This is a genomic window from Brevibacillus sp. YAE8 (assembly GCF_057543335.1).
Window position 1 is genome coordinate 122532 of record NZ_BAAIYG010000003.1, and the last position, 19947, is coordinate 142478.

Annotated in this window: 27 protein-coding genes and 1 tRNA gene; 1 reads left to right on the forward strand and 27 read right to left on the reverse strand. The window is 53.6% G+C overall.

Annotated features, from left to right (window positions below):
* Positions 1-58: 58 nt before the first annotated feature.
* The 10 genes from mtrB to AC27IT_RS06030 form a co-directional block, all read right to left on the reverse strand.
* Positions 59-283, reverse strand: a complete 225-nt coding sequence (gene mtrB / locus AC27IT_RS05985) for a trp RNA-binding attenuation protein MtrB (RefSeq protein ID WP_005831309.1) — start codon at positions 281-283, stop codon at positions 59-61.
* Between the two features lie 36 nt (positions 284-319).
* Positions 320-997: a lytic transglycosylase domain-containing protein gene (locus AC27IT_RS05990; protein ID WP_283859161.1), complete on the reverse strand. Its 678-nt coding sequence runs from the start codon at positions 995-997 to the stop codon at positions 320-322.
* A gap of 136 nt (positions 998-1133) precedes the next feature.
* Positions 1134-1210 (reverse strand) — tRNA-Pro (locus AC27IT_RS05995).
* Positions 1211-1307: 97 nt separating this feature from the next.
* On the reverse strand, positions 1308-1871 hold the full coding sequence (gene folE / locus AC27IT_RS06000; protein ID WP_005831313.1) for a GTP cyclohydrolase I FolE: 564 nt from the start codon (positions 1869-1871) through the stop codon (positions 1308-1310).
* 312 nt (positions 1872-2183) lie between these two features.
* A complete protein-coding gene (locus tag AC27IT_RS06005; protein ID WP_005831316.1) occupies positions 2184-2456 on the reverse strand; it encodes an HU family DNA-binding protein in 273 nt (90 codons plus the stop codon).
* A 237-nt stretch (positions 2457-2693) separates the two neighbouring features.
* Positions 2694-4172, reverse strand: a complete 1479-nt coding sequence (gene spoIVA / locus AC27IT_RS06010; protein ID WP_005831318.1) for a stage IV sporulation protein A — start codon at positions 4170-4172, stop codon at positions 2694-2696.
* A 180-nt stretch (positions 4173-4352) separates the two neighbouring features.
* A complete protein-coding gene (locus AC27IT_RS06015; RefSeq protein ID WP_005831319.1) occupies positions 4353-5081 on the reverse strand; it encodes a hypothetical protein in 729 nt (242 codons plus the stop codon).
* A 20-nt stretch (positions 5082-5101) separates the two neighbouring features.
* Entirely contained in the window at positions 5102-5443 is a 342-nt protein-coding gene (locus AC27IT_RS06020) for a 2Fe-2S iron-sulfur cluster-binding protein (protein WP_005831321.1), read from the reverse strand.
* Between the two features lie 14 nt (positions 5444-5457).
* On the reverse strand, positions 5458-5754 hold the full coding sequence (locus AC27IT_RS06025; RefSeq protein ID WP_007785453.1) for a 2Fe-2S iron-sulfur cluster-binding protein: 297 nt from the start codon (positions 5752-5754) through the stop codon (positions 5458-5460).
* Between the two features lie 12 nt (positions 5755-5766).
* A complete protein-coding gene (locus tag AC27IT_RS06030; protein ID WP_005831325.1) occupies positions 5767-5955 on the reverse strand; it encodes a DUF2768 family protein in 189 nt (62 codons plus the stop codon).
* 129 nt (positions 5956-6084) lie between these two features.
* Between AC27IT_RS06030 and AC27IT_RS06035 the strand changes: the two genes are divergently transcribed.
* Complete coding sequence (locus AC27IT_RS06035; protein ID WP_007785455.1) at positions 6085-6615, forward strand: hypothetical protein; 531 nt, start codon at positions 6085-6087, stop codon at positions 6613-6615.
* A gap of 120 nt (positions 6616-6735) precedes the next feature.
* Here the strand turns inward: AC27IT_RS06035 and AC27IT_RS06040 are convergent, their stop codons facing one another.
* The 17 genes from AC27IT_RS06040 to prsW form a co-directional block, all read right to left on the reverse strand.
* Complete coding sequence (locus AC27IT_RS06040) at positions 6736-7005, reverse strand: stage VI sporulation protein F (RefSeq protein WP_005831329.1); 270 nt, start codon at positions 7003-7005, stop codon at positions 6736-6738.
* 74 nt (positions 7006-7079) lie between these two features.
* Entirely contained in the window at positions 7080-8117 is a 1038-nt protein-coding gene (locus AC27IT_RS06045; protein WP_283859160.1) for an NAD(P)H-dependent glycerol-3-phosphate dehydrogenase, read from the reverse strand.
* A gap of 48 nt (positions 8118-8165) precedes the next feature.
* Positions 8166-8768 (reverse strand): glycerol-3-phosphate 1-O-acyltransferase PlsY, encoded by a 603-nt coding sequence (gene plsY, locus AC27IT_RS06050; RefSeq protein ID WP_005831334.1) that lies wholly within the window; start codon positions 8766-8768, stop codon positions 8166-8168.
* 15 nt (positions 8769-8783) lie between these two features.
* Entirely contained in the window at positions 8784-10097 is a 1314-nt protein-coding gene (der, locus tag AC27IT_RS06055) for a ribosome biogenesis GTPase Der (protein WP_005831336.1), read from the reverse strand.
* 53 nt (positions 10098-10150) lie between these two features.
* Positions 10151-10333: a capping complex subunit for YIEGIA gene (locus AC27IT_RS06060; protein ID WP_005831338.1), complete on the reverse strand. Its 183-nt coding sequence runs from the start codon at positions 10331-10333 to the stop codon at positions 10151-10153.
* 3 nt (positions 10334-10336) lie between these two features.
* A complete protein-coding gene (locus AC27IT_RS06065) occupies positions 10337-11242 on the reverse strand; it encodes a YIEGIA family protein (RefSeq protein WP_283859159.1) in 906 nt (301 codons plus the stop codon).
* Between the two features lie 6 nt (positions 11243-11248).
* Positions 11249-11884 carry a YphA family membrane protein gene (locus AC27IT_RS06070; RefSeq protein ID WP_025843787.1) on the reverse strand — a complete coding sequence of 212 codons (636 nt, stop codon included), beginning with the start codon at positions 11882-11884 and terminating at the stop codon, positions 11249-11251.
* 79 nt (positions 11885-11963) lie between these two features.
* Positions 11964-13016 carry a type 2 isopentenyl-diphosphate Delta-isomerase gene (fni, locus tag AC27IT_RS06075; protein WP_221842126.1) on the reverse strand — a complete coding sequence of 351 codons (1053 nt, stop codon included), beginning with the start codon at positions 13014-13016 and terminating at the stop codon, positions 11964-11966.
* 106 nt (positions 13017-13122) lie between these two features.
* Positions 13123-14295: a 30S ribosomal protein S1 gene (gene rpsA, locus AC27IT_RS06080; protein WP_005831346.1), complete on the reverse strand. Its 1173-nt coding sequence runs from the start codon at positions 14293-14295 to the stop codon at positions 13123-13125.
* Between the two features lie 186 nt (positions 14296-14481).
* Positions 14482-15075 (reverse strand): lysophospholipid acyltransferase family protein, encoded by a 594-nt coding sequence (locus AC27IT_RS06085; RefSeq protein WP_007785466.1) that lies wholly within the window; start codon positions 15073-15075, stop codon positions 14482-14484.
* On the reverse strand, positions 15072-15743 hold the full coding sequence (gene cmk / locus AC27IT_RS06090; protein ID WP_005831350.1) for a (d)CMP kinase: 672 nt from the start codon (positions 15741-15743) through the stop codon (positions 15072-15074). The genes AC27IT_RS06085 and cmk overlap by 4 nt, the downstream gene beginning before the upstream one ends.
* 185 nt (positions 15744-15928) lie before the next feature.
* Complete coding sequence (locus AC27IT_RS06095) at positions 15929-16111, reverse strand: hypothetical protein (protein WP_005831352.1); 183 nt, start codon at positions 16109-16111, stop codon at positions 15929-15931.
* 27 nt (positions 16112-16138) lie between these two features.
* A complete protein-coding gene (locus AC27IT_RS06100) occupies positions 16139-16825 on the reverse strand; it encodes a flagellar brake protein (RefSeq protein ID WP_005831354.1) in 687 nt (228 codons plus the stop codon).
* 114 nt (positions 16826-16939) lie between these two features.
* Positions 16940-18307: a germination protein YpeB gene (gene ypeB / locus AC27IT_RS06105; RefSeq protein ID WP_025843784.1), complete on the reverse strand. Its 1368-nt coding sequence runs from the start codon at positions 18305-18307 to the stop codon at positions 16940-16942.
* A gap of 35 nt (positions 18308-18342) precedes the next feature.
* Positions 18343-18840, reverse strand: coding sequence for a cell wall hydrolase (locus AC27IT_RS06110; RefSeq protein WP_369750406.1), 498 nt, complete (start codon positions 18838-18840; stop codon positions 18343-18345).
* A gap of 198 nt (positions 18841-19038) precedes the next feature.
* Complete coding sequence (locus AC27IT_RS06115) at positions 19039-19197, reverse strand: hypothetical protein (RefSeq protein WP_005831362.1); 159 nt, start codon at positions 19195-19197, stop codon at positions 19039-19041.
* A gap of 21 nt (positions 19198-19218) precedes the next feature.
* Positions 19219-19893 carry a glutamic-type intramembrane protease PrsW gene (gene prsW, locus AC27IT_RS06120; protein WP_005831364.1) on the reverse strand — a complete coding sequence of 225 codons (675 nt, stop codon included), beginning with the start codon at positions 19891-19893 and terminating at the stop codon, positions 19219-19221.
* Positions 19894-19947: the final 54 nt, after the last annotated feature.

The window sequence follows — 19947 nt, forward strand, 5'->3', positions numbered from 1 at the left end:
TCCACCATTGTACAAATAAAAAAAGCAGGCTATGCCTGCTTTCGCAAAATGGAACTCGTTATTCCGTCGTATCGATGACACCGTGCTGCGAGTAAATCACCGCTTTTCCTCGAACCTTGATGGCAGAAGTATGCTCTGTGAATTGGAAGATCATCACTTCGCCCTTGTCGAGCTTTTCCGTATGATGAAAACGGGTGTCGGAGCCGCGTGTAAGGCCGATGACATGCACGCCGTTTTCTTTTGCTTTGACTACAAAATAGTCCTGGTTAAATGGCTGTGACAAGTTGTTTCCTCCTGACCAGTGCGTGATGCGCCTTGTCTAGTATGATGTCCCGTCGGGCTGCAAACGGCTCATGATTTTTGCTACATAACGCTGTGTTTCCTGAGGCAACTGATTGTACTTCGCCTCCAGCTCCTCATCGCTGTCGATGCCCAGTCGGCCTACGCGACCCGGGCCTGCATTGTACGCTGCCAGCGCCACTTTGACGTTTCCATTATAGCGGTCGAGAAGCGATTTCAAGTATTTGGTTCCACCCGCCAAGTTTTCGTCCGGGTCGTATGCATTGCGGACGCGCATCGCCTGTGCAGTCTTGTCCATAAGCTGCATCAAGCCTTTTGCCCCCGCTTTGGAAACGACGTTCGGGTTGAAGTTGGACTCTGCCCTCACGACTTCCCTGACGAGGTCAGGGTCGACGCCGAGCGCTTTGGCGGTCCGTTCGATTTTCTCCAAAATAGCTCCGGGAGCAACCGTTGCTACTTTTGCCGCCGTCGTATTCAACTCTGCCTCGTAGTCTGCGGCCAGCTTCCACTCCTTGCTGCCGTCGAGCTTGGCCAAAATCTCTTGCGAGGAAATGACGCGCTGGCCTGACGCCAACTGCGTCTGCAAGATATCAGAAAAGAGATCCTGCTCTCCGTATGGGGAAGAAGCTGCTTGATCGGTCAAATAAGATTGCGGCATTGATTGTAAATACGGCTGAAGCGATACAGGCACCTTCATGGCATGGAACAACCCTTCCCTTGCTTGTCTCCCCTCTATTATAAAAAAGAAAGATCAGGAAGCCAATAGCAAAAATGGCAACTGTCAAGAACAAAAAAAGAAGCCTGTTCAGAGGCTTCCTCGCTTTTTATTCAGATGGTCGGAATGCAGGGATTCGAACCCTGGACCTCACCCACCCCAAGGGTGCGCGCTACCGGGCTGCGCCACATCCCGACTGTACATCTGTACTTTACAATATTTTACCTACAGTGTCAATAGAAAATGCCGTAATTTTCATCTTCGCACGCGTTGACTGCATACCAGCGGGACGCTAGGAACGGATGAGGCTGAACACTTCCGCACGAGCGGCTGCGTCTTTTTCAAACATGCCGCGCACCGCAGAGGTGACGGTTTTCGAGCCAGGCTTCTTCACGCCGCGCATCGTCATGCACATGTGCTCTGCCTCCACCACGACGATCACGCCGTGCGGATCGAGCTTGCGAACGATGGAGTCGGCAATCGTTGTCGTAATTCGCTCCTGAAGCTGCGGACGCTTCGCCACGGTGTCGACCGCGCGCGCCAGCTTGCTCAAGCCTACGACACGCCCGCCGCGCGGAACGTAGGCGACATGCGCCTTGCCGAAAAACGGAACCAGATGGTGTTCGCACATCGAGTAGAACGGGATGTCCTTGACCAGAACCATTTCTTCGTGATCTTCGCTAAACACCGTCTCGAAGTACTGCTCTTCGTTTATGTGCATGCCCTCGAATACTTCGGCATACATTTTCGCAACGCGCTTGGGAGTATCCAGCAGCCCTTCCCGGTCGGGATTATCGCCTACCGCCTCCAGAATCATGCGGACAGCCTGTTGAATTTTATCCAAATCAACGTTCATACATTCGTACCTCCTACATAGCGGCCTCTTTCCCTAGAAGCGACAGCTTCTCTGGCTGGCCTTATCCTGATCCGATTGTCATGCTTCCGTGCGCACAAACAAGCCAAGCCAATCTTACCATACCCGCTTCAAAAAAACAAAAACATCTGACAAGACAACTGTATGTATGGGGCTCAAGCGCCGATAAACATTTTGATTGAAGCCTGCTCCCGGGAGGTGATCGCGTCGGGTCATCCCCAGACGTTAAAAAAAATCCACATTGCAATCAATGTGGATTTTTTTATGTAAGTGCTTCGTTCTCAAAAGAAACAACTACTTGATGGAGTCTTTGAGTTGTTTACCTGGTTTAAACGCAGGTACTTTGCTGGAAGCGATTTCGATCTCTTCACCTGTTTGTGGGTTACGACCTTTACGAGCCGCGCGCTCACGAACTTCGAAGTTACCAAAGCCGATCAGTTGGACTTTATCACCAGTTTTCAATGCATCAGCAATTGCATCGAGAACAGCGTCAACTGCTTTTGTTGCATCTTTCTTGGTGAGTTCAGTGGTTTCCGCCACTTTTGCAATCAATTCTGTTTTGTTCATTTTATTCACCTCCCCTCAAAGAACACCAAGTCCTAGCTATTATTTTTCTTAACCGAAACGAAGCGTTTTATACACGATTGGTGGTATTTACCGATCTGACAAGCTTATAGTAATACACCGATTTCTTAAATTCAAGCCCCTCCTGTCGAAATTGAACGAAATACAAGAAAAAAAGGCATCCCGTCACACCGGGTGCCCCCTTTTAGAATCAATTGTCTAGGTCTATTTACCTAGTCCTTAAAGTATGATCGCAATCAGACCGCCAGAGCCTTCGTTGATGATTCGGCCCAATGTTTCCTGCAGTTTGTAGCGGGCATTGTCCGGCATCATGGTGATCTTCGCCTGGATGCCCTCTCTCACGATGGAGTGCAGCGAACGGCCGAAAATGTCCGAATTCCAGATCGACAGCGGGTCTTTGTCGAAGTCCTGCATCAAGTAGCGGACGAGCTCTTCGCTCTGCTTCTCGGTTCCGATAATCGGCGCAAACTCGGATTCGACGTCCACGCGGATCATGTGGATCGACGGCGCGGTCGCTTTCAGCCTGACCCCGAAGCGCGGTCCCTGGCGAATCAGCTCAGGTTCGTCCAAGGTCATCTCATGCAGCGACGGAGCAGCGATTCCGTAGCCCGTACTGCGCACCATATGCAAGGCTTCCGCTACCTGATCGTACTCGCGCTTGGCGTGGGCGAACTCCTGCATGATTTTCAGCAAATGATCTTTGCCGTTGATCTCGACACCGACGATCTCCATCAGGATGCGATCATACAGTTCATCCGGCGCGAACAGGTCGATTTCGGCGATCCCTTGGCCCATATGCATGCCTGCCAGAGACGCCCGCTCCACGAAGTCATAGTCATTGAAGAAACCGACGACGCGGTCCACGTCGCGCAACCGGCGAATATCCTGCACGGTTTCACGTACGGCTTCTTCATAGTTCTGACGGAGCCAGTGACCGTTTTCCAGCACCATGACCCAGCTAGGCAGATTGACGTTTACTTCGTGCACAGGGAACTCGAACAGCACTTCTCGCATCAGGAGGAGAATTTCCTGCTCCGTCATGTGGTCGACGGACAAGGCCACGACGGGCACGTCGTACTTTTCCTGAAGCTGCACGCGCAAGTTTTGCGCTTCGTCCGAGCGCGGGCGCGTCGAGTTGACCACGATGACAAACGGTTTGCCCACTTCCTTCAGCTCATTGACGACCCGTTCCTCCGCGTCGATGTATCCTACACGCGGGATTTCCGCGATGCTGCCATCTGTCGTGACGACGATCCCGATGGTCGAGTGCTCCTGGATGACTTTGCGCGTTCCGACTTCTGCTGCTTCCTCGAAAGGAACCGGCTCCTCATACCACGGAGTGTTCACCATCCGGGGACCGTTATCATCCTCGAAGCCTTTTGCCCCCTGAACCGTATAGCCAACGCAGTCAACGAGGCGGACGTTAATGCTGAGTCCTTCTGTTACATGTACGTTTACGGCCTGGTTCGGAACAAATTTAGGCTCTGTCGTCATAATTGTTCGGCCGGAAGCGCTCTGCGGCAGTTCATCTGTAGCGCGAATCCGCTCTGCTTCTGACTGGATATTCGGGATGACGACCTGCTCCATAAACCGTTTAATAAAGGTCGACTTTCCCGTACGAACAGGGCCCACTACCCCGAGGTAGATGTCTCCGCCCGTCCGTTCGGCAATGTCTTTAAAGATGTCGACTCGTTCCACCATCGATGACCTCCTTCTATTTGTCTATTTTTACACTATGACCGATTTTCCGAATTATCCCTGACCGTCAGTATTTTCGTAGGGAATCTCGTACTAGTTTCGTGGACAGTACAAGTATATGTGCGGCTGGACCAACTAGAACAAAAAAACAACTCCGGCAAGAGTTGTTTTTTGTGTCCGCTATTTGATTTTGAGCAGCCTCGGCTCGCCGTCTACCAGCTCGTACGGGAACGATTTGGCCGGCACAAACATCGAGGCGCGCGCGAGGACGTATCTCGGGTCTGTATTGGGCGTGACAGTCGCTTTGTTTTCGCGCAGCATCGTCGCGATATCTGCCGCGTAGTCGATCCCGACCTGCCCGTCTGCGTTCATGACCAGCGGCAGCAAATAATTGCCCATGGTGGACGGCACCTGCCATGTTTTCACGCCGATTTCGGCATGGTCGATCGAGTAGTAGCCATTGCCCAGATCGGCCTGAACAGGCAGCTTGTTGAAGTAGCCGCGGTAGCGGTCCACCGCGCTTTGCACGTCGGCAACCGTGCTGACGGCCCCCAGATGGATCAGCTTGACAGTCGGCTTCGTCTCCACGTCAATCAGGACGTATTTGTAAATCCCGCCCTTTTCAAAAGCGTTTCCGGGAACATCCGGGATGTATTTCGGAATCATTTTGCGAAAATCAATCTCGTATTTCTCAAAAATGGGAGTATCCAGCGGCTTCGTCACGATCGGCAGCACAGACGTATCTTTTTGGAATTGTTCGATTCCTTTTTGCGCCGCTTCGAGAAAAAACGCGCTGGGTACCTGGTTTTCCGCCTTTCGCTCTTCCGGATACAAACATCCGGACAGCAGAACGGAAAGGATGCTCAAGCTCATCGTCAGCTTGAAGGTTTTACGCCATGATTGCCACATCTTATGTACACCTCAAACCCTCATTCTTCATTTTCCATGCGTTGCCGCTCCAGCGCGGCAGCCACGACCGATTTCAAGCGGCTCTCCGGTATGCGGACCGTACAGTCGCCGTGCGTCGTCTTCGCCTGACAGGCCAGGCGTATCCCCTGCCGCAAGTCCTGCTCCGGCATTTTTCGCAGCTCCAGCGCGGTCGGAGCCACCAGCTCGCCGCTCTCCACGACGACGCGGCACATCAGACAGGATGCGTGGCCGCCGCACCTTTGCGGGATCACGATCCGGGCATTGCCAGCCACGCTGACAAGCGTCTGTCCTGCCCTGGCCTTCACGCTTTTGTTACTGGGAAGAAAAGTTACCTTCCCCATGTCGTCACTCCTTTTTAATACGGTCGATGGGCAAGCTTCACATCTCCTTGCCCGACGATCCTGATTTGGCAGCCGAGTCTGAATCCTTCTGCCCGCTCGGCTTTGCGCAGGCGCAGTTTTTCTTCGCTGGTGATCTCGTTGAGGAACGAAGCTCCCTCCACAACCAGCGTGCGGCATTGGGCGCATACGCCTCTCTGGCAGGCATGTCCCCACGTCACCTTGTGCTTTTTGGCCATCGCGACCACCGTTTCGTTCAGCTCCACCGGCAGTTCGTGGGTTCCTGCACGCGTAATCAGCGTCAACTGCGACATCCTTTCTCCTCCTTAGACAAAAATCACGATCAAAATCATGACAAACACTGCGATCAGTAACAAGAAAGCGCAAGTCTTCACGAGAAACCTGACAAGCGCATTTGTCATTTTTCTGGCAAAGATCATCAGCAAATTGCAGACGAACATCAGCCCAATCGCCAGCAGCGAAATGTTCATCTTGGTCATAGGATCAATATACATCTTTCTTGCAGCATCCTTTGCATTTTTTGCTTCATTATACCATACTTCCCAGCTCTCGTCTGACGTTGTGAACCTCCATCTGGACGTTCGCATAGACTATTCTGATGAATTCGCCCATGGGAGGGATGAATGTTGAACAGCAAAGTAAATGGACGCAAGTGGCGGAACCCGTACGCTCCCATACCGAGCAGAAAACTGAGCGACCAAGCGGCCGACGTATCATTGGCCATCAGCCCGAAAAAAATCATTCCCGCCGTCGACCTGCGATCGTCTGTGTCCAAAATGCGCAGCAACATCAAAGGGATCAGCAGCACGATTCGCCAGGTAGAGGAAACGATGGATACGCTGTACGGAGCAATGGAGATCATCGAGAACCTGGGCAAGCGCACAGCCGAACCTGAAGCGGCCGCAGAAAAGCCCGTCTCGACCAGACGAAAAGGCAATGCCGGCGCAGCGAAGGAGAGCGCAAAAGGCAGGGAAGCGGTCCGCGCAGAAGAGGCTCCACAGGAATCCAGTGCAGCGGCAGGAAGCGGCGGAGGCAATCCGCTGGGCAACATCGACATCGGGCAAATCCTGGGCCTCTTGCAATCGCCCTTGGTGCAAAACCTGCTGACGCAAACGGTGAGCGGCACGAGCAAGCAACGAAAAAAAGAGGGATGAGATCCCTCTTTTTTTCTTGGTATCTGTAGGTCAGCCATGTCCCTGTAGAGCCATGATTGTTCCTAGTTTTACTGTATGATGCTTTTAACAGCAGGTAACGGGCATAATCGCCCATTTCTCTCATTTGAGCAGCTTGGACAAGGAAGACATGTCATTCAAATTGATTTCTTTGTTGCGGAACATCTCGATGATCTTGTCTTCCTTTTCGGCGTTGAGCTTTTTCCCGCTCATGGTCGCGAGCGTCTGGAGGATTTGCCGCAGCTTTGCCTCATCCTCGAAGTCGCTGCGCTTTACCTGGCTGGCAAGGGAACGCAGTTTCCCCTCGTCGACCTTTTCTGCAGCTTTTCCTTGCAAACGCTCCAAAAAACGCTTAGAAAGATTGTTGTTCATCCTTTGATCTCCTCCTGCACCTGGGCTTTCACCCTATCGTATGTGCAGGAGCCTACATGTGTGAAAAGCTTCGCCTATGCTTCTATGCTTCCGTCCGGGTTCAGGTAGCCCATCTCGAACGTCTTCCCTCGGCCCATCAGCTCTTCTACCCCTTGGCGCGGCTCTTTTCCTTCGAACAAAATGCCGTACAGCACCGACGTAATCGGCATCTCGACCTGTTCGCGCTGTGCCAGGGCGTGTGCCGCGTGAGTCGTGCGCACGCCCTCGACGACCATCCCCATCTGCTCCAGAGCGTCGTCGAGCTTTTTGCCTTGACCCAGCATGAAGCCTGCCCGCCAGTTGCGGCTATGGCGGCTGGTGCACGTCACGATCAGGTCGCCGACGCCCGCAAGCCCCGAGAACGTAAGCGGCAAGGCGCCCAGTTTGATGCCGAGGCGGCTGATTTCCGCAAGTCCGCGGGTCAAAAGCGCCGCTTTCGCGTTGTCGCCAAATCCGAGGCCGTCTGACATGCCCGCTCCGAGCGCAATGATGTTTTTCAGCGCGCCGGCAATTTCCGCCCCGATCAGATCATGGTTGGTGTAGACGCGAAAATTGGCGTTCATCAACAGGTCCTGCGCGCGGAGCATGCTCTCCTCCGCTTCTGACGCAACCACCACTGTCGTCGGCTGCCTGCGGACTACTTCTTCCGCGTGGCTCGGTCCGGACAGGACAGCGAGCTTGCCGGAAATTTCGGGCGGGATTTCTTCCACGATGACCTCTGACATTCGCTTCAGGCTTTCCAGCTCAAAGCCTTTGGTCGCATGGATCAAAAGCACATCCTTATGTAAAAACGGAGCCAACTGCCTGCAAATTTGCCGCATCGCGTGCGACGGAACGGCCAGCAGCACGATCGGTTTGTCGGAAACGGCCGCCTGGATATCCGTCGTGGCGACAATGCTCTCGGCCAGCTTGGCCTCAGGCAAATATTTGGCGTTCGTATGCTTGCTGTTCACTTCATCTGCCAGCTTGGGATCGCGTACCCACAGCGTAACCTGATGGCCGTTTTCCGCCAGAACGGAAGCGAGCGCCGTTCCCCAGCTACCCGCACCGACTACTGTAACCTCTTTTCTCAATAGATCCCCCTCCATCATTCCAGTCTTTTTCGTAAGAACGATTCAGACCTATCCCAGCTTGCGATTGGACTTATCTCCCAATTTCCGTTCGTTTCCTGCGAGAAGATTGCGGATATTATTATAATGGCGAACATACGCAAACACAGCGATTACCAAACTTGTCCAAAAAAAGGAAATCGGTTTGTCCAACAGATAAAGGGAAACAGGAATAGCCGTAACCAGCACAAGCGATCCGAGCGAGACGTATCGGGTAATCGCAATGACCAGCACAGCCAGTACCGCTGCAATCAAAAAGGCCAGGGGAGAGAAGCCGAGCACCACGCCGAGCGTGGTCGCAATGCCCTTTCCCCCGCGAAAGCCAAAGTAGATCGGCCAGTTGTGCCCTGCGATGACAAACAGGCCCGCCACTGCATAGGCAGCGGGATCACCTGTCATGAGGTGTGTTATTCCCATCGCCGCCAATCCTTTTAATGCATCAAGAATCAGCACGGCGATACCCGGACCTTTTCCCAGCACGCGAAGCGTATTGGTCGCCCCTGCGTTCCCGCTGCCATGTGAGCGAATGTCAATTCCTGCAACTTTTTTGGCGATCAGATAGCTGAAGCTAATTGAACCGATCAAATAGCTGAGCACCCAGGCTACTAACACCATGGCGGTTTCCTCTCCCTACGTTTTTTTCCGCGTCCATATGCGAACAGGCGTACCTTCAAAGACAAACGCTTCACGGATCTTGTTCTCTATATAACGCTCATAGGAGAAATGCATAAGCTCCGGATCGTTCACGAACAAAATGAACGTGGGAGGCTTGACTGTCGCTTGTGTCGCGTAGTTGATTTTCAGTCGCTTTCCTCTGTCAGACGGCGGCGGTGTGCGAATCGTCGCATCCGTTACGATATCGTTGAGGACGGAGGTCGGAATGCGCATGGCGTGTGCTTGCGCGACCTCGTTGACTTTCGGCAGGATCGTGTGAACACGCTGCTTCGACTTCGCCGAGACGTACAGAATCGGCGCGTAGTCCAGATATTTGAACTCCTCGCGAATCAGCTCTGTGAAGCGCCGCATCGTCTTGTCGTCTTTTTCAACGGCATCCCACTTGTTGACGATAATAATTACGCCGCGGCCTGCCTCGTGCGCATAGCCGGCAATTTTTTTGTCTTGCTCGATGATGCCTTCTTCCCCGTTGATGACGACGAGCACGACATCGCTGTCCTCGATGGAACGCATCGCGCGCATGACGCTGTATTTTTCCGTCGTCTCGTACACTTTCCCGCGCTTGCGCATCCCGGCGGTATCGACGAGAACGTAGCTCTGTCCATCCCGCTCAAACGGCGTGTCGATCGCATCCCGCGTAGTGCCCGCGACGTCGCTCACAATGACGCGCTCTTCGCCGAGCAGCGCATTCGTCAAGGACGACTTCCCGACGTTCGGACGGCCGATAATGGACACGCGAATGACGTCCTCTTTCCGCTCCTCGTCGTCTTCGGCAGGAAAATGCCGAACCACTTCCTCCAGCATGTCTCCCAGGCCAAGGCCATGGCTGCCTGAGATCGGGAACGGTTCACCCAAGCCAAGCGAATAAAAATCGTAAATATCGGCACGCATGTCCGGGTTGTCCGCTTTGTTTACTGCGAGCACGACTGGCTTTCCGGTGCGGTTCAGCATCCGGGCCAGCTCCACGTCAGCGTCTGTCACGCCTGTCCGGCTGTCGGCGATCATGATGATGACGTTAGCCTCATCAATCGCCAGCTCCGCCTGGTAACGCATTTGCGTGAGAATTTCATCGGTCTCGCCAAACTCAATCCCGCCCGTATCAATCACGTGGAAGGTATGGGTCAGCCATTCTCCTTTTCCGTACAGGCGGTCACGGGTTACTCCCGGCATATCCTCCACGATCGCGATGCGCTCGCCGACCAGTCTGTTAAAAATCGTGGACTTGCCCACGTTGGGTCTCCCCACAATGGCTACCACAGGTAATCCCATAATCAACAACACTCTCTCTCATTTACGTTTTGACTAGCTAATCATACCATACACTACTTGTGGCGAACAACGATAAGGGTATCAGGGCTTACCTCGTGCACCATGGCGTCCAAAATCTTTTCCAGCGTGAAAGCCGTCTGCTGCATCTTCTCATGTGTCGGCTCGATGAAAATCGGCGCGCCGCCCGCGATGCCTTCCCTGTTCACGGTAATCACGGCCAAAATCGTCCCGGTCATGATCTACATCTCCTTTTTGACTAATTTCGTCTTCTGCGGCATCCGGAAGACGCTCTCTAAAATCGGCACCGCATCAATGACGGCTTTGCCCCGCTCGGCATCCTTTTCCTGCGGCAAAAGGAAGACGCCGAGCCTGCCGGATTGCAGGTCGCGTTTTACTAGTGGCGTCAAGGAAGGCTCCCCTGTATCGGTGTACACGCCGAGCTGGGTCGCTACATCATGCAAAATCGCCTGGCGCTGGCCGGGATGGGCGATCGTCACTTTGGCGTTGGCATCCTTCGGGGTCAAAATAAAGCCGACTCCGTGCTCGCGGATGACCTTTTGCGCGTCTTCCAGACCGACGTTCATGATGTAAATGTCGCCTACGTACAAGTCTTTTCCGTCCACTCTCACCTCTGCCGGACTCGTGTCTGCGATCAGCGACAGCGTCTTCCCGGAGCGCAGCTTGCGCGAAATGACAAGGGCGATCACCCCCGCGATGATGCCGCCCCACCAGTTGAACAAAATCGTCGCTGTCGCGGCGACGAGGGAGGTGAAAATGACCATGTAGTTGCGCCCTTCGAACACCATGGCGATCCCTTCGATGTACGGCCCGCCGCGCGGTACCAGCTCCAGCTTGTCAATCTCCGTCAAGGTCGTCCGCTCCATGTTGCGCACGTCGCGGAACTGCTGGGCGGCCACGGTCAAAAACGTCACGGCCGTATAGTTTTCCTTCAACAGTGCCGGCACAGCCAAAGCGCCCAGGGCCGAGGCGATTACCCCGAGCGACACATGAATGATTTTTCCGTGCGGATACGTCGGATATTGGCGATAATCCGTCCGCAGCAGATGGATTCGGCACATGATCCCGAAGACGAACCCGATCGTCAACGGAACGACAAACTCATTGGCCAACAACTCTTTAAACAAACGCGATCACCTACCAGTATCGGAATGGGAAGGCTCTGCCTCCCTCCGTCCGAAAAGCCGACGAATGGCAGTCCAGAGCATACTGATAAGCCCCAGCAACGAAATGCCGCTCCACAACAGGTCTTGCGCGTAATCCGTTCCCAGGCTGCACGCTCCGGACGCCCGCCAAAAATAGAGCGCGTAGAGCGCATCCGCCAGCGGCAGCGCCAGCATGAGCAGAAACAGCCGGACGGCCATAAGCCTGCTCGTCGCAAGCGCGATCGCGACGCTAATTCCCGGCACGATCACCCGCTCGTCCCAAATCAACAGGATCGGGTCGGAAAAAAACAGCCAGCGCAGCCAGAAAACCATGACGGCAACCCCCGTCGCGCCGAGCACATACAGTCTTCGGCCTGCTTTGGGGAGCCGTGCATAAAAGATCGCGCTTGCGAAAAAGGGCAGCAACGTTCCGCTGAGACTTACCTGAATCGGGGCGAAAAACAATGTCCAACTGACAAAGGAGCAAATCAGAAACGCACAAAGAACGGCGAGCACGCGCCTTCTCTCCATGCCCATTTCCCGCAGTTGCGAGTCAAAGCTCCCCATCCAGACAAGACAAAGCAAAGACCACTGGATGAGGATCGCAATGGTTCCCTCGTTCATGTTCATCTCCTCAAAATGATGGTTGTCTCCCCAAAGTATGCCTCAAGCGTCCGCCTTTCATGAATGGCTCGTCCGTTAGTCAGCGCCGCTCTGCCCATTCCTCCACTGCTCTCCCGCGCAGACGGGCGCGCTCCGCTGTTTTGCCTGTTATCAACAGCGGGGTGTTGACGCCATCTGCGAGCTGCACAAGCCCGAGCGCCGTCATCGCCACGCGAATCTGGTGATGCCAGCCGTCTACTTCCGCCAGGCATTCTTCGATCGGGTGCGCGTGCACGACGCGCAATAGCGCACCCGCCACGCCGACAGCCGAAGCTCCCAGGCAGACCGCTTTTATCACGTCCAGTCCGTGCCGCACTCCTCCCGTCGCCATGACAGATGCTTGCGCGTGTATATCGCGGTCTGCTTCCAGCAGGCTCTCGACGGTCGTAAAGCCCCAATCCTCAAACATGGACAGCGGGTGAGCGCTCCTTTTGTTTTCCACTTTGGCAAAATTCGTTCCGCCTCTGCCGCCCACGTCGATGCTTTTGATCCCGGCTGCGGTCAGCTTGAGCATCGTTTCCTTCGCCATCCCGAATCCGACCTCTTTGACGATCACCGGGACGTCGACGCTCTCCTGGATGCGCTGGATCCGCTCCAAATAGCCGCTGAAATCGCGATCTCCTTCGGGCATCAACAGCTCCTGCATCACATTCAGGTGAATTTGCAAGCCGTCTGCCGCAAGCATTTCTACCGCTGCCTGCGCTTGCTCCACTGTCGCTTCCGCCCCGACATTCGCCCAGACGATGCCGCGCGGATTTTCTTTGCGCACAATCTGGTAGCTCGCGGCGACAGACGGGTCGCGCAGCGCGGCCATCTGCGAACCGACGGCCATCGCCAGTTGGCGCTCCCTGGCAATGATCGCAAGCTTCTGATTAATCTGCGTTGTCGCTTCCGCTCCGCCTGTCATCGCGTTGATAATGAGCGGAGACGGCAGGCGAAAAGAAGCAAACTCCGTATCGAGCCTTGTCTGTTCGTAGCCGATATTCGGCAGGCTATTCGGCACAAAGCTGACGTCATCAAAGCTGTTTGTACCGGTTTCGGCCGTTGCCAGTGCATGGCGAATATGGTCAAGCTTTCGTTGCGAACGATCCACGCGTCTTCCCTCCCGACAAACCTTTTATCCCCTTGTAGCTTTGGCCACAGCCAAGTAAAAAGGGATACGCAAGAGCGTACCCCCTTATTTTTCCCGTCTGTCTCGCTTACTTGAACTTGTCTTTCAGATCCGCGAACAGTTCACCAAGCGTTACACCCATTGGCTGATTGTTTTCTTGCGTGAATTGTTGCTGTTCACGCTTGCTTGCGCGCTCTGCCTGCTCGGCGCGATCTTCTTCTACCGCGCGGATGCTCAAGCTGATGCGCTGCTCTTGTGGAACCACATCGAGAATTTTCACTTGCACTTCCTGGCCTTCCTTGAGCACTTCGCCAGGCGTGTTCACGCGACGATTCGCGATTTGCGAGATGTGCACAAGCCCTTCAATTCCAGGTGCCACTTCGACAAAAGCACCGAAGGAAACGAGGCGTTTCACTGTACCCGTTGTGATCGAGCCTGCTTTAAACTCTTCGGCAACCTTTGCCCAAGGACCTGCCTGGGTTTCTTTGATGCTGAGGCCGATGCGCTCGTTTTCGCGGTCGATTTTGAGCACTTTCACTTGTACCTTGTCGCCTTCTTTTACGACGTCAGATGGCTTTTCTACGCGGTTCCAAGCCAGCTCGGATACGTGCACCAGGCCGTCTACCCCGCCGATGTCCACGAATACGCCGAAGTCGGTCATGCGTTGCACAGTGCCTTCCAGCACTTGACCCACCTGGATTTGATCCAGTACGGACTGTTTTTTCGCTTTTGCTTCTTCTTCCAGAACCGCTTTGTGGGAGAGGATCACTTTGTTTTTCTCTTTGTCCATCTCTACTACTTTCAATGTCAAGGATTTGCCTTTGTAATCGGAGAAATCCTCCACGAAATGACGCTCGACCATAGAAGCAGGGATGAAGCCGCGAACCCCTACATCTACGACCAGACCGCCTTTGACGACTTCCTTGACTGTCGCCTCGATGATCTCGCCTGACTGCATTTTTTGCTCCAGTTCAGCCCAGGAAGATTCCATCGCAACCGCTTTTTTGGAAACGACAAGCTCTTCTTTTTCATCGTTGAGCTTGATTACTTTTACTTCAAACGTGTCGCCAACCGCAACGACGTCAGACACTTTTTCCACATGCAGAGGAGACAGTTCGCTGATCGGGATCAGGCCATCGTATTTGTAGCCTACATCCACGAGAGCCTGTTTGTCTTCGACTTTGGTTACAGTCGCTTTTACGACATCCCCCACAGAAATCGTTGTTGCATCCGTCAAGCTTACGTTTGTTTCATCCATCATCCAAAAAACCTCCTTGAATACCATCGAGTCCCAGACCATCTATGTACAGGTTGTGTACAACCATATTACACGAAGCGGGAGCAAGTATATTTTTTACTGTCGCCCGAAGGCTGGCAGTTAGCACTGACGTAGCCAGTAAGTTCCAGCAAATGTAGTATTTGTCCCTTTGTCGATTCTATACCGGACTTAGGGAAGATGCTGGTCGCGCAATTCCTTGATGCGGGCCATGATTAAATCGCTCGTCTCCTTCAGCACATCGGAGCCGGACTTGGCTTCGCGCAAGCTGGTGAGATCGATCGGCTTGCCGTAGACGATCTTGATCGGACGAAACGCCCGATACGGCCCGATAATCGCTACCGGAATGACCGCTGCCTGCGATTTGAGGGCAAACATCGCCACCCCTGGCATCGCTTCTCCCGGTTCGCCGGTTTTGCTGCGGGTTCCCTCGGGAAAAATTCCAAAGATTTTTCCATCTTCAAGCAGTTTGAGCGTCGTGCGGATCGCCGCCCGATCACCCGCGCCCCGCTTGACAGGGAAAGCGCCGAATTTCGTAATAAGAAAAGATAAGAGCGGAATTTTAAACAGCTCTTCCTTGGCCATGAAGTGCACCTGGCGCTCGATTCCAGAACCGAGCAGCGGCGGGTCCCAGAGCGAAATGTGATTGGCGCACAAAATCACCGGGCCTTCCTTAGGTATATGTTCACGCCCAATCACTTGCCAACGGAAGACAAGCGAAAATATGATGCGGAATATTCCGCGGAATAAACGGTAATAGGTCACTTGGCCGACTCTCCCGTTCGTTCGCAGATTTGCAGGATGTGGTCTACGACCTGGTCGATGGTCATCCCCGTAGTGTCGACCAGCACGGCATCGTCCGCCTGGCGCAAGGGAGCCACCTCTCTTTGCGTGTCCCGGCGATCTCGCTCCTCTATTTCTTTTTCCAGCTCAGCCAGGTCTGTCTCGGTTCCTTTTTCCCGCAGTTCTTTCCATCTGCGTTCTGCTCGCTCGCGGATGGAGGCCGTCAGAAAAATTTTCACCTCGGCGTCAGGCAGGACATGCGTTCCGATATCTCTGCCGTCCATGACCACGTTTCCTTGCTTCGCCAGCTCTCGCTGCAACACCAGCATCTGCTCGCGAACGGAACCGTAGCTCGCGACAATCGAGGCGTACTGACTGACCTCTGGCGAACGAATCAGGTCCGTCACATCGAGCTCGTTCCAGAACACACGCTGCTGTCCAGCTTGCCGAACCAGACCAATCTTGTTGTTTTTCAAAAGTTCGGAAACAGCAGGCTCGTCGCCGATCGGAATCTGTCCGGAAGAAACAGCCCAAGCGAGAGCGCGGTACATGGCCCCGGTGTCGATGTAGACGTATTCCAGTTGCCTTGCTACCTTCTGTGCAACCGTGCTTTTCCCTGCTCCCGCAGGTCCATCAATCGCTATGTTCATTACTTCTCACCTGCTATGTACAGTAGTTCAGAAAGGGAGTAAAACAAGAAAAGCTTCTGCCCGAAGCCCTTTCCCATTCATGTGGTGAAAAACACGTGGCGACCGCGCGCGGTCTACGAAAACGCCCCTGACCGTTTTCTATGTTATTTATAATAGTACCATAGTATGGAAGCATGCGCAAACCTTTAGGGCTTGTCTGACACGCCTTCCAAGCGTTCTGTCTCGATCAGGAAAACGCGAGCCGGAACGTATTGAATCAGAATCTCTCCGGCTGTCAGCGCGATGGCGCAAGCCGCAATTCCAATCAAGATGCCTTTCTCTACCCGTCTGGAAAATCGGCGAAAACGCTCGTCGTACTGACTGGTCACTGGGGTCACTTCCTTTTCGGAAAAGCGTCAATCCTCGACGCCTTTTTTGCGAAGCTCTAGTTGTCTTTCGTAACACGCCCGAACCACTTTTACCCGATCCTGTTCGCTAATATTCGTAAATTTTCCCGATATCCACTGGTGCAAGCCCTTCTCTTCCGGCGCCTTTTGTCTGACGACCTCCAGCTCGGCGAAGGCGTGCTGGACCTGTCCGTTTTTGCTCGGCAGTGCGATCCAGACTTGCAGCACGTCTTTTTCGCGCAGACGATAAGACTCATCGCAAGTGAAAGACAAGCCGCCACCGCTGATGTCGATGGTTCTCGCCAAAAAATGATAGCGTCGCATCGGGTCCTGATGCTTGACAGCGATGTCCAGCGCGGTTTCGATTCGCAAGTAGTTGCGCCGTTGCGTCCGCACGATCTCTTCTTTTTTCGGCAGTTGCAACAGCAAGACAGGGATGTGCCCGCTCTCCCTGCTGACGATGGAAGACTGAAATTCATAGCGGGACCCGTCTTCGCCTACATACCAGACCAGACAGCTTGTCCCAGGCCGGAACACGCCAGTCCGCCCCGTGCTTTCACTGGTTGGCAACTCAATGGAAGCCAGCTCTTCTGTCATGTCGGTTATGCGGCTTTTAAAGGCCTCCATGCCCTGCTCGTCTTCAGAGGAACCCGTGAACTGAAGTCGTATGGTTTGTCCTACTCGTGGAAGCATCATAATAGCAATGTTCCTCCTTTTCCCTCTCACCCACCCATTATATACTCTTTTCTTTCCAATCAGCAAATAGGGAAAGCCGTCAAATTCAGCTTTCCCCTTGATTTTTTCGCGTGCCTATTGCTGATTGTCCTGGTCTTCGCCCGTCTCCATTTTCACGACTTCTTCCTCGTCGCCATTCATCGCGTTGATGTACACCATGTACGAATTTCCTTCAAAGCTGCCGGTCAGCTCCCAGGTCAAAACTTCCTTGCCGTCGTTTTTCCCTTCGATCAGCGCCAGTCGTTCGTTCGTAACCTTCACGCTCGGATTCACTTTTTTGCGCGCTTCTTCTTTGGAGATGCGCGGCTTGGACAGGATGCGTCGTTTGTGGTTAAACAAGTATTCGGTCGAGTTGAACGCTGTTACTTCCCCGTTGTCCAGCGCAATCTCAATCGTCACCGAATCCGGGTAAATGCGGACGCCGTCCTGGACGGGCACGAACGTAAAGAGGGCATTGCGGTCGTAGCTGTCAATCTCGGAGACGATCATGTTTTCAAAGCCATGCTTGCGCAAAAATTCCTCGCCCCGCTCCTGCGCCTGCTTCATGTCGAGCTTCTCTTCCCCAATCTCGCGCTCGCTCATCATCCAGACGACTTTGCCGCCGCGCTTTGTCACATCGAGGTTAATCGCGGCCTTTTGCCCATTGGGAGTGACGCGGACGCTGTACGCCGTGTAGGTTTGGCCTTTGCCGTTTTCATCTACCTCCACCTTGGCGTCCTGCGCGTTCAGGCGCAAAAATTCCAGTGCGCTTTTCTTCGCGTCCTCCGGAGTGGCTGGCTTGCCGTCGATCCCCTGGATTCGCTGCTGCTTTTTCTTGTCTAGGCTCTGGATGCCGACTCCCCAATCCAAATCGGGAAACTCCTGCACTTTTTTCTCGATCGTCTGAAACCCGTCGACAATCGTGTTGTCCGATTTTTTGTCGTCGGAAGCGAGCGCCGTCTCCACATCCATCCAGCGAAGCTGTTTGTCGATGACGTTGGCCTGGACGTTGCGAAGCTGGTCCTGGATGTCCTTGGCCTGCTTGTGCAAGCTTTTCAACGTGCCGTATTCCTTGTCGCTAAGCGGCTCCTTGTCCAGATCGCGCACAGCGACCCGATACGAAAAATCAGCGACCCGTGACAGCATCTCCTCTGTATTGTTGAAAGGCATCAAGGTCAACGGAAGCTGGCCCACGTCCGACTGCGCCGCATAGGCGAGCCGCCATACATTGGTCAAGGTCGGCGTCATTTGCCGCCGGGAGTTGACCACCAAAGATTTTCCGAGTTCGTCATGCAATTTGTCTATGTGATAGGTCAGATCGTGAAAAGCCCGCTGATACGAGTTCTCTGCCTTAATCAAAACCGAGTTTTTTTCGTTGTGCTCCTGGTAGCCCCACATCCCCGCGCCTACCAAGGCAACCAGAGCGATGGGAAACAAGACACGCGCCGTTGCTCCATATACCATCCCTTGCCACTCCTTTTCTTCTTTTTAAATAGCCGTTACCTGCAGAAGATGTGCTTCCCGATTTTTTTGACTTGCGGCCTGCTCCAAATCCATTTGGATGTCGCCGTTTCCGGATTGAAATAGTAGGTGCAGCCTCCCGACGGGTCCCACCCGTTCAGGGCGTTTTTCACAGCCTTGCGCGCACTTTCATTGGGGGTCAGCCAAATCTGGCCGTCCGCTACAGCCGTAAACGCGCGCGGCTCGAAAATGACCGCAGATGGCGTGTCAGGAAAAGATGGGCTTTTGACGCGGTTTAAAATGACGGCCGCGATCGCCACCTGGCCTTCGAACGGCTCGCCCCTGGCCTCTCCATACACTGCATTGGCCATCAGCTTCAGGTCATTCTCCGATATGCGCGAAGGATGAAAGCTCGCTTTTGCCTTTGACTGCTTCTCGTTTGCCGGTGCAGCTATCTGTACTTCCCGTGCGGCCGCAGCGCTTTTTTTGCTGGAGAAAAGCTCGTACCCGCCAAAGCCTGCCACTCCAAACAAGATCAACAAACTTGCGATCCAGATTTTTTGCACGGCGAAAATCCTCCTTGGCATGAATTGAAATCTTTGCATAGTGTTAGTGGAGGAAGAATGGATTATGCATGCAAATCCGCCAGAAGGCGCAAGCCCCAGAGGCTTCCAGCACAAAAAGACCGATGCGGCTTGGCATCGGTCTTTTTGTACCGTTTGTTATTCGTTTGTTTACGATTCGTCAATGCGAAAATGCTGGTCGTTGTCGCACAAGCATTGCTTGAATCCCGTTTCCACTTGCCCGCCCGGTTCCCTGCGGCCACGGAGGGTAAATTTTTCTCCACATACATTACATTGAATGGTCACTTTTGCTCGTTCGGATTTCAGCACGTCTCGTCTCCTCCTTATCGTCTATTGTGGACGCGAAGAAAGATTTTTAGAACCGTAATCATGAGCGCGCTGCACCTTTTTCAAGCCTTGCCACCAGAGGACAAGCATGAATGGCACGATGACTACGAGCCAGTTTTGAATGGAGAGAAAAATCGCGTTGTAGAGGGCGTGCAGCCCGATCGGCAACGAGATGGACAGCCAGAGAAAAAGCTTCTCCTGCTCTTTCTTTTGCGAGAACTTCGCTCGCCCCAAATAATAGCCCATCCAGACGGCGAACAGCGCGTGACTGGAGACGGGCAAAAGCGCGCGCCAAAAGGCGATGTTCAAGCCGTTGATAATCAAATAAAACAGGTTTTCCAGAGTGGCAAAACCGAGCGACACGGCGACCGCATAAACAATCCCATCGTAAGGCTCATCGAACTCCACGTGCTTGTAGGCGGTGAAGAAGATGACCATCCATTTGAAAAACTCTTCTACTACAGCGGACTGGATGATTTCCGCGACAACTCCGCTCCGCCAGTTCCATTCTGTCTGCATGATGTACTGGAGCACCATAATCGGAATCACCAGCAGCATCCCAAAGATAAACGACCGGATGACCATAGAGATCGGCTCCGGCTCGAGACTGTCACGCAGGTAAAAATAACTCATGATGGCGATACCGGGGGCTATTGCCGCGCCGATCATTGCAATCATCTTTTATTGCTCCTTTACACAAGGCTGTTATTCATCGTACCATGAATATTGGTT

Bases quoted from the DNA above. Each gene is read 5' to 3' on its own strand.
- AC27IT_RS05990 (WP_283859161.1), bottom strand. From the start codon at position 997: ATGAAGGTGCCTGTATCGCTTCAGCCGTATTTACAATCAATGCCGCAA.
- folE (WP_005831313.1), bottom strand. From the start codon at position 1,871: ATGAACGTTGATTTGGATAAAATTCAACAGGCTGTCCGCATGATTCTG.
- AC27IT_RS06005 (WP_005831316.1), bottom strand. From the start codon at position 2,456: ATGAACAAAACAGAATTGATTGCAAAAGTGGCGGAAACCACTGAACTC.
- AC27IT_RS06015 (WP_005831319.1), bottom strand. From the start codon at position 5,081: ATGTGGCAATCATGGCGTAAAACCTTCAAGCTGACGATGAGCTTGAGC.
- AC27IT_RS06020 (WP_005831321.1), bottom strand. From the start codon at position 5,443: ATGGGGAAGGTAACTTTTCTTCCCAGTAACAAAAGCGTGAAGGCCAGG.
- AC27IT_RS06025 (WP_007785453.1), bottom strand. From the start codon at position 5,754: ATGTCGCAGTTGACGCTGATTACGCGTGCAGGAACCCACGAACTGCCG.
- AC27IT_RS06030 (WP_005831325.1), bottom strand. From the start codon at position 5,955: ATGTATATTGATCCTATGACCAAGATGAACATTTCGCTGCTGGCGATT.
- AC27IT_RS06035 (WP_007785455.1), top strand. From the start codon at position 6,085: ATGTTGAACAGCAAAGTAAATGGACGCAAGTGGCGGAACCCGTACGCT.
- AC27IT_RS06040 (WP_005831329.1), bottom strand. From the start codon at position 7,005: ATGAACAACAATCTTTCTAAGCGTTTTTTGGAGCGTTTGCAAGGAAAA.
- plsY (WP_005831334.1), bottom strand. From the start codon at position 8,768: ATGGTGTTAGTAGCCTGGGTGCTCAGCTATTTGATCGGTTCAATTAGC.
- der (WP_005831336.1), bottom strand. From the start codon at position 10,097: ATGGGATTACCTGTGGTAGCCATTGTGGGGAGACCCAACGTGGGCAAG.
- AC27IT_RS06060 (WP_005831338.1), bottom strand. From the start codon at position 10,333: ATGACCGGGACGATTTTGGCCGTGATTACCGTGAACAGGGAAGGCATC.
- AC27IT_RS06070 (WP_025843787.1), bottom strand. From the start codon at position 11,884: ATGAACGAGGGAACCATTGCGATCCTCATCCAGTGGTCTTTGCTTTGT.
- rpsA (WP_005831346.1), bottom strand. From the start codon at position 14,295: ATGATGGATGAAACAAACGTAAGCTTGACGGATGCAACAACGATTTCT.
- cmk (WP_005831350.1), bottom strand. From the start codon at position 15,743: ATGAACATAGCGATTGATGGACCTGCGGGAGCAGGGAAAAGCACGGTT.
- AC27IT_RS06100 (WP_005831354.1), bottom strand. From the start codon at position 16,825: ATGATGCTTCCACGAGTAGGACAAACCATACGACTTCAGTTCACGGGT.
- ypeB (WP_025843784.1), bottom strand. From the start codon at position 18,307: ATGGTATATGGAGCAACGGCGCGTGTCTTGTTTCCCATCGCTCTGGTT.
- prsW (WP_005831364.1), bottom strand. From the start codon at position 19,893: ATGATTGCAATGATCGGCGCGGCAATAGCCCCCGGTATCGCCATCATG.